Source organism: Spirulina subsalsa CS-330, assembly GCF_028330765.1.
Taxonomy (GTDB): Bacteria; Cyanobacteriota; Cyanobacteriia; order Cyanobacteriales; family Spirulinaceae; genus Spirulina; species Spirulina subsalsa_A.
The window spans coordinates 1-6,999 of sequence record NZ_JAQMTY010000280.1 but is presented as its reverse complement, the minus strand read 5'-3'; the positions used below and the strand labels follow the sequence as shown (position 1 = coordinate 6,999).

General features: G+C 54.0%; 8 protein-coding genes. 6 read left to right on the top strand and 2 right to left on the bottom strand.

Features of this window, described 5'->3' with window-relative positions; genetic code table 11:
* A partial coding sequence (locus tag PN477_RS19280) for a glycosyltransferase family 25 protein (RefSeq protein ID WP_272115683.1) occupies nucleotides 1-915 on the top strand: 915 nt, incomplete at its 5' end.
* A gap of 139 nt (nucleotides 916-1,054) precedes the next feature.
* Here PN477_RS19280 and PN477_RS19275 read toward each other — a convergent pair.
* Nucleotides 1,055-1,204 (bottom strand): hypothetical protein, encoded by a 150-nt coding sequence (locus PN477_RS19275; protein ID WP_272147563.1) that lies wholly within the window; start codon nucleotides 1,202-1,204, stop codon nucleotides 1,055-1,057.
* Nucleotides 1,205-1,350: 146 nt separating this feature from the next.
* Here PN477_RS19275 and PN477_RS19270 point away from each other — a divergent pair, with 146 nt between their 5' ends.
* The 4 genes from PN477_RS19270 to PN477_RS19255 all read left to right on the top strand — a co-directional run bounded on the left by PN477_RS19270 (nucleotide 1,351) and on the right by PN477_RS19255 (nucleotide 4,304).
* Nucleotides 1,351-3,021: a GH3 auxin-responsive promoter family protein gene (locus tag PN477_RS19270; protein WP_272115682.1), complete on the top strand. Its 1,671-nt coding sequence runs from the start codon at nucleotides 1,351-1,353 to the stop codon at nucleotides 3,019-3,021.
* 146 nt (nucleotides 3,022-3,167) lie between these two features.
* On the top strand, nucleotides 3,168-3,599 hold the full coding sequence (locus PN477_RS19265; protein ID WP_272115681.1) for an EVE domain-containing protein: 432 nt from the start codon (nucleotides 3,168-3,170) through the stop codon (nucleotides 3,597-3,599).
* Nucleotides 3,600-3,624: 25 nt separating this feature from the next.
* A complete protein-coding gene (locus PN477_RS19260) occupies nucleotides 3,625-3,969 on the top strand; it encodes a nucleotidyltransferase family protein (RefSeq protein WP_272115680.1) in 345 nt (114 codons plus the stop codon).
* Complete coding sequence (locus tag PN477_RS19255) at nucleotides 3,966-4,304, top strand: HepT-like ribonuclease domain-containing protein (protein ID WP_272115679.1); 339 nt, start codon at nucleotides 3,966-3,968, stop codon at nucleotides 4,302-4,304. Before PN477_RS19260 ends, PN477_RS19255 begins: the two co-directional genes overlap by 4 nt.
* Before the next feature lie 66 nt (nucleotides 4,305-4,370).
* On the opposite strand, the gene PN477_RS19250 is transcribed toward PN477_RS19255, so the two are convergent.
* On the bottom strand, nucleotides 4,371-6,098 hold the full coding sequence (locus PN477_RS19250; RefSeq protein WP_272115678.1) for a succinate dehydrogenase/fumarate reductase flavoprotein subunit: 1,728 nt from the start codon (nucleotides 6,096-6,098) through the stop codon (nucleotides 4,371-4,373).
* A 234-nt stretch (nucleotides 6,099-6,332) separates the two neighbouring features.
* Here PN477_RS19250 and PN477_RS19245 point away from each other — a divergent pair, with 234 nt between their 5' ends.
* Complete coding sequence (locus PN477_RS19245) at nucleotides 6,333-6,749, top strand: hypothetical protein (RefSeq protein WP_272115677.1); 417 nt, start codon at nucleotides 6,333-6,335, stop codon at nucleotides 6,747-6,749.
* Nucleotides 6,750-6,999 lie beyond the last annotated feature (250 nt).

The window sequence follows — 6,999 nt, the reverse complement described above, 5'->3', positions numbered from 1 at the left end:
TTGAATCCGCATTTTTGGGGACGGGGGGGATTGGTGGGCTATGTGCAAGAAAAGTATCGTCGCCAAGGGGGCACGGTGCAATGTTTACCCTGTTTGGGATGGTCACGGTTACAGCGTGGAGCCTTGCCGCTGCCCAATCCCTTGGGATGGTTGCCCTGGGAAGAGGCGATCCGGAATCAGGCGATCGCGTTTCACGAATTAGGATGGCCGCTAGAGCCAATGTTTGAGCATGGAGCGGACTATTTTGGTCACCGTGCTTTTGCGACAGTCAAGCAGCAGATCATCACCGAACTAGAAAATCCATTTTTCTATTTTGATGCGATTTATTGCATCAACTTAGATCGACAATCTGAACGGTGGCAGGCCATGGAGCAACGCTTTTATCACCTCGGAATTTTACATCGGGTACATCGTTTTTCTGCCATTGAAACCCCAGAATCCCATTATATTGGCTGTACATTATCCCATCGGATAATTGTTGAACGCGCCCAGAAATTGGGATTAGATAATGTGCTTGTCTTTGAAGATGATGCGCTTTTTTTAGATACGATTCTGGAGGATGTATCGCGTTGTGTTGAAGAGTTAAAGCGGGTAGATTGGCAGATTTTTCAAATGGGGGGACATCGATGGGGGAATCAGTTTCCCCTCGCACCTGACTGTCAAGCCCTAGAACATCCTTGCCGTGTCATAACCTGCACTCATGCTCTGGCGTATCATGCCTCAGTGTTTGAAAAAATGCTGCGGGATATTCCGCCCGATGTTGCGGGGGTAGCGGTGTGGAATCAGACGAACTATGCCATTGATCAATATCTTTGTGGCATTGAGGGACGCTATGCCTCCCGTCCGGCGCTGTCGAGTCAGCCGTATCTGTTGCCGCAGGAAGATCCGGCATTGCGCGATCGCTTCACCCTCTGACTGTACCCGCGATTCTCCCCGCCCCCCGACAAATCCCCCCATACGTTAGAAACCGCACTCAACCAATTAACACGTTGACGATGCAGATTAAAACCGTTGACACCTCACCCCTCAAACTGACATTCCGTATGTTGACAAGTTAAAGAGGAGCATGGTAAATGCCCGCCGCTTTCTGCTTGTGTTTCAATTGAACAAGCCAGCGTTGACCCGATGGCGTGGCAAACTGTTGCACAGCCCATTGATGTATCTCGTCATTGATTGCATGGGTTTGGTTTTGGTCAAACAACATCTAAAGCCCCTCGTCCACTGGACAAGGGGTTTGGGGTGAGGGCCAGTGTAGTCCCTGCATCGAGATTGGGGATTAAGTATCACCTTGGGAATTGTTCTGCGATAATCGCACTGAATCATTCGCGATCGCGGGAGTATCAAAAATTCATGGCTAACCTGTTGCTGGCGTTGATTGGAGGAGCGGCCCGCCACGCTCGTAACCGCTTTATTCAGCAGACCCAACGCACCGCTGCGATCCAAACCGAATTTTTAGCGCAGTTGCTTCAGGTCAATCGCAACACCGTTTTAGGGCAGGCCTTGGGATTAGGCACGGTGCAAACCCTGTCAGACTTTCGCCAGCAAGTGCCGGTGACGCAGTACAGCACCTATGAACCCTATGTGGAGCGGATGTTTCAGGGGGAGCAAAATGTGATGACCCCCGACCCGGCGATTTATTTCAGCATTACCAGCGGTTCGACGGGCAATCGCAAAATGTTGCCGATTACGAAGCGATCGCGCCAGGCCGTCAGTCGGGCGAATCAGGTGGCGATGGGGTTTGCCGCCTGGGCAGCGAAGCGCGATCGCCGTCCCTTGGGGAAGATGTTGTTTAATAATTCGGCGCGGCCCTTCGGCTATTCGCCCCAGGGGGTGGCCTACGGGCCGATTAGTGTGGGGGATATTAACCTGTTGGGGCCGATTTATCAGCAGGTGTTCGCCCATCCGGTGGATGTGTTGCGGATTGAGGATGGCGAAACGCGCAATTATTTGGCGCTCTTGTTTGCGTTGAGCGATCGCAATCTTGGCCTGCTCAGTGCCACCTTTCCCCTCTATGCCCTCACCTTTTGCCAAGCGATCGAACGCCACGCCCCCAGCCTCATCCACGACCTCAAAACCGGCACATTACCCGACTGGCTGCAATTGGATGCCGCTCTTAAGCGTCGCCTCACCCGGCAATGGCGCAGCGACCCCCACCGCGCCGCCGAACTCGCCCAAATTTTCCACAATACCGGCCATCTCTACCCCAAAGACGCTTGGCCCAAGCTCTCGTTTATGATCACGGCGCGGGGCGGCACGTCGGACTTTTATTTTGAGCGATTCCCGGAGTATTTCGGCGATCTACCCATCTTTGGGGGAACCTATTCCTCTGCGGAAGCGGTGTATGGGATGCATCGGGATTTTGGGACGGATGGGGCGATTTTGGCGGTGAATAGTGGGTTTTATGAGTTTATCCCTGAATCGGAATGGGAGGCGGCAGAACCGCAAACGGTGCTACCCCACGAAGTGAATGTGGGCGATCGCTACCGCATCCTTGTTACCGCCCTCAATGGTCTCTATCGCTACGACATCGGCGATGTGGTGGAAATCGAAGGGTTTTACCATGACGCACCGATGCTGATTTTTCGCCATCGTCGCGGCGGTCTCCTCTCCGCCACCACCGAAAAAACCACCGAATATCACCTCGTCGCCACCTTCAACCAACTCCAAACCGAATTTAATCTCACCCTCACTTATTTCTGCGTTACCCTTTCCGACGACATCCCGCCCCATTATCGCGTCAACATCGAACTCGCACCGGGGCAGGTTTTAGCACAGCCGGATCAGTTTATTCAACGGTTTGACCAAATCCTCGCCAGCATCCATGCATCCTATGCCTACCGCCGCCCGCAGCCAATCCCAAATCCACGCCTGCGGATTCTCGCGCCGGGGAGTTTTAGCGAACTGCGCCGCCGTTCCTTAGCGCGGGGTGTGCTGGAGTCGCAGTTAAAGTTACCCCACCTCTGCGACGATCGCACCTATCTTGATGGCATCACCGTCGAGCGCGAAGTCTTGATGGGCTAATCCCAATTCTTGATGCAAGTACCACAGAGGCCCTCACCCTAAATCCCTCTCCCAGTCAGGGCGAGGGACTTTGAGAGATCGTTACAAATTCCAACAGGCCGGGAATCAACCTGATACAATTTCCCTCTAAATGATGGTGATCTCTCATGGCGTATTGGCTGTTTCAAGGCAACCCGAAATATTATCGGATTCAGGATGCAATTCGGGATTTTGATCAAATGCCGTGGCTGACGACCCGGTACGCGAAGGAGATCGCCCTGGGGGATGGGGTGATCGTTTGGATTGCGGGGAAAGAGGCGGGGGCCTATGCGATCGCAACCATCAGCGGCCTGCCGGAATTGATGCCGAATCCGAGCGATCGCGCCTATTGGATCGACAAAAGCCGGATCGGCACTCGCCCCCAAGCCCTGCTCCACTTCACTCAAAAACTCACCACCCCCATCCTCCGCACCACCGTCCGCCAAGACCCCATCCTCAAAGACCTCACGATCATCCGCGCCCCCAACAGCACCAACTTCCGCATCACCCCCGCACAATGGCAACGCTTCCAAACCCTGATCGCCGAAGCTGCGGAATAATCCACGCCCCCCAACCATCAAGCACATGATCAACAGGACTCCCCATTGTTTAGAAATTCGCCCTGGACTCACGGTGGAGCGCGATCGCCTCTCAGTCCTCTGCCAACAGTGGCAAATTATTAAGCTTGAACTCTTTGGTTCTGTGCTCCGGGATGACTTCCGCCCTACCAGCGACATCGATATTCTCGCGACCTTTCACCCTACGGCTCAGATTACGTTTTTTGACCTTGATCAGATCGAAAGCCAACTGAGTCCCCTGCTTCAAAATCGTCCCATTGACCTCACAACGCGGCGAGCAATCGAACAAAGCCACAACCCGATCCGCCGTGCTGCCATTCTTAACCATGCCCGCCTCATCTATTCCCTATGAATCGCGATCGCGAATATCTTCTGGACGCAATCCACGCTTGCACCCTAATTCTTGAATTCAGCCAAGGACAAAATCAGGAAACATTTAATCGTGACTTAAAAACTCAGTCTTCAGTCCTTTATCAACTTACCATTCTTGGCGAAGCTACCAATCGTCTTAGCCTTGATTATCAAACGCTTAATCCTCAGGTTCCCATTGCTGCCATGCGTGGAATGCGTAACCGGATTGTTCATGAATACAAGGAAGTTGATCTCAAAATTCTCTGGGATGTAGTTCAGTACCACATCCCTGAACTGCTTGAACTCTTGCAAAATAGCAATCTTCCTCAGCTATAAAAATAGCTTCAGCCTACTTTGTGATTAATCCATAAATGATCACTCTTGAAAGTACCAATAACTTGCTTAATATTTGCGCTCTTTGGGTTCAAATCGGTTGATGACGACGGGCATATAGGCGAGATCAACGCCGGCGGCGGAATGGTAGGCGAGGGTGTGGTTGAGGAAGGTTTGATCGTTACGGTTGGGGAAGTCTTCGCGGGAATGTGCGCCTCGGCTTTCGGTACGGTGGAGGGCGGAAGTGAGGATTACTTCGCCGACGACCATCAGGTGCTGGAGTTCGATCGCTTCGATTAATTCCGTATTCCAGGCGAGGGTACGATCGCTCAATTGAATCCGCCCGTATTCTGCCTTTAACGCTTGGACTTGATCTAAGCCCGCTTGCATGATCTCGGCGGTGCGAAATACGCCACAATGTTCGCTCATGCAGTCTTGGAACCGTTGGCGTAGATCCCCTAAGCGGAGGTCGCCCTCTTGTTCGAGGACTTGGCGCATCCGGATTTGGGCGCGATCGCAATAGGTCTGTGCGTCGAAGCTGGGGAGTTTGCGGGTTTGGACGTATTCTGCGATCGCCGCCCCCGTCCGGCGGCCATAGACCACACATTCTAAAAGGGAATTACTCCCTAAGCGATTCGCCCCATGCACCGACACACAGGCCGCCTCTCCCGCCGCGAAAAAGCCCTCGACGAGTTGATCGGCACTGCGGCGCACCTGGCCGGAGGTATTCACCGGAATGCCGCCCATGGAATAGTGAGCCGTGGGCCGCACGGGCATCGGTTGCTCCACGGCATCGATTCCTAAGAGGCGGTGGGCTTCTTCCCAACAGAAGGGAACGCGGCTCATGATTTTCTCTTTCCCCATGTGGCGCAAATCCAGATGGATAAAGGGCCCGCCCGCGCTGCCGTCGGGATGAATGCCCCGCCCGGCCCGAATTTCGAGGGTAATCGCCCGTGAGGTGATGTCGCGGGGGGCCAGTTCCATCTGGTTGGGGGCATAGTTGGCCATGAAGCGATCGCCCTCACTGTTGCGCAGATAGGCCCCTTCACCGCGCACCGCCTCGGAAATCAACACCCCCACCGGATAGAGGCCCGTCGGGTGAAACTGGACAAACTCCATATCTTCGAGGGGCAACCCCACCCGCGCACACATCGCCAAGCCGTCCCCCGTCGAGGCGTAGTCGTTGGAGGTGGTGTTAAAGACGCGGCCATAGCCCCCGGTGGCGAACATCACCGCCTTGGCCCGCACCGCTTCGAGATGGCTGTTGAGAATGTTGTACATGACGATCCCCTTGGCTTCGTTATCTTCAAGGATCAAGTCCATCACGTACCATTCGTCGTACACTTTGACCTGTTGCGATCGCAAATTACTCACCAACTCATGCAAAATCGCGTGACCCGTCTTATCCGCCGCATAACAGGTGCGTTGATGGGAATGCCCCCCAAAGGCCCGCTGGGCAATATGGCCATCGGGCAGGCGCGAAAACAGCACCCCCATATGTTCGAGGTCAATAATCACATCGGGCGCTTCACGGGTGAGCAACTCCACCGCGTCTTGATCGGCGAGATAGTCCGAACCCTTCACCGTGTCGAAGGCGTGGGCTTCCCAGCTATCTTCGGGGTCAACATTTTTCAGGGTGGCGGCGATCCCCCCTTGGGCGGCGACGGAGTGGGAGCGGATCGGGTGAGTTTTCGCCACTAAGCCCACATCTAGCTTGGGATCACGGCGTTTAATTTCCAAGGCGGCGCGACATCCGGCAAGGCCACCGCCAACAATGATGACATCGTGTTCAAGCATGGCGTGATTCAACAGGGTGTGAGGGTTCAAACTCTATCTTGATGGACGAATCTCGTGACCCGTTCAGAATTGCAGCAATTCTTTAGGAACGGGGGCGGGGCAGGGGCACAATCCACCCTTGATCCCGTTCCGCTTTAAAATGAATCTGGTCGGTTGACGGATGTGGAGGACAAGGCCCCTAACTGCGATCGCCCCCCGTCATCGTGTTTCCCATCCTCCCACTCGCCAAAACCTATGAGTTCAGCCGCACACTTGATCCAACTCGCCGAAGACCAACTCACGGAATACAGCACCGAAGCCCGCAAAATCGAAAAATTGCGCCGCAAATTCGGCTTCGTCGTTCCCTATCCCCAACAGCAGGCCATCCGGGATCAAATCGCCGCCGAAATTCCCACCCATTTCCTCGCCCAAGTGGTCGAAACGAATCGCCAAGTGTTAGCCCTGCCCTGTTGGGGGATTGGTGGTTTGGGGTTATTATTTGGCATTTCAGCCCAGCAGCCCCTAGATTTTCTCGCCACGGGGATCGGTTTTTTTCTGGCCATTAAAATCCAACGCTGGGGTTGGTCATTACAGGCGAAACGGTTAGTGCTCAAAACCCTCGATGAAATCAAAGCCAGCGTCGAATCCATTCAAGCCGGAACCGCAGACTAGGAGCGCGATCGCACCGGAAGGATTCAGATTCCCTTCATAATTGATGTGCCATCATTGTTGTAAACGGATGGTGACGGCTCGCTATTTTCTCAACCCCCTCCAGCCTCCCCTATCTTAAATGCAAAAAGAGGACTCCCGCTACACCGTTAGGTTAGCGGTGAGATGAATTTTTGCCAACCAATAAACCGACCAACGGGAGACGACTGAATTCAGTTTTGTGTTAAAATCGAGAAGCCAACGCACCCAAGTG

Excerpts from the sequence above, each read along its gene's own strand:
- PN477_RS19270 (WP_272115682.1), top strand. The coding sequence starts at position 1,351 with ATGGCTAACCTGTTGCTGGCGTTGATTGGAGGAGCGGCCCGCCACGCT.
- PN477_RS19265 (WP_272115681.1), top strand. The coding sequence starts at position 3,168 with ATGGCGTATTGGCTGTTTCAAGGCAACCCGAAATATTATCGGATTCAG.
- PN477_RS19245 (WP_272115677.1), top strand. The coding sequence starts at position 6,333 with ATGAGTTCAGCCGCACACTTGATCCAACTCGCCGAAGACCAACTCACG.
- PN477_RS19255 (WP_272115679.1), top strand. The coding sequence starts at position 3,966 with ATGAATCGCGATCGCGAATATCTTCTGGACGCAATCCACGCTTGCACC.
- PN477_RS19250 (WP_272115678.1), bottom strand. The coding sequence starts at position 6,098 with ATGCTTGAACACGATGTCATCATTGTTGGCGGTGGCCTTGCCGGATGT.
- PN477_RS19260 (WP_272115680.1), top strand. The coding sequence starts at position 3,625 with ATGATCAACAGGACTCCCCATTGTTTAGAAATTCGCCCTGGACTCACG.
- PN477_RS19275 (WP_272147563.1), bottom strand. The coding sequence starts at position 1,204 with ATGTTGTTTGACCAAAACCAAACCCATGCAATCAATGACGAGATACAT.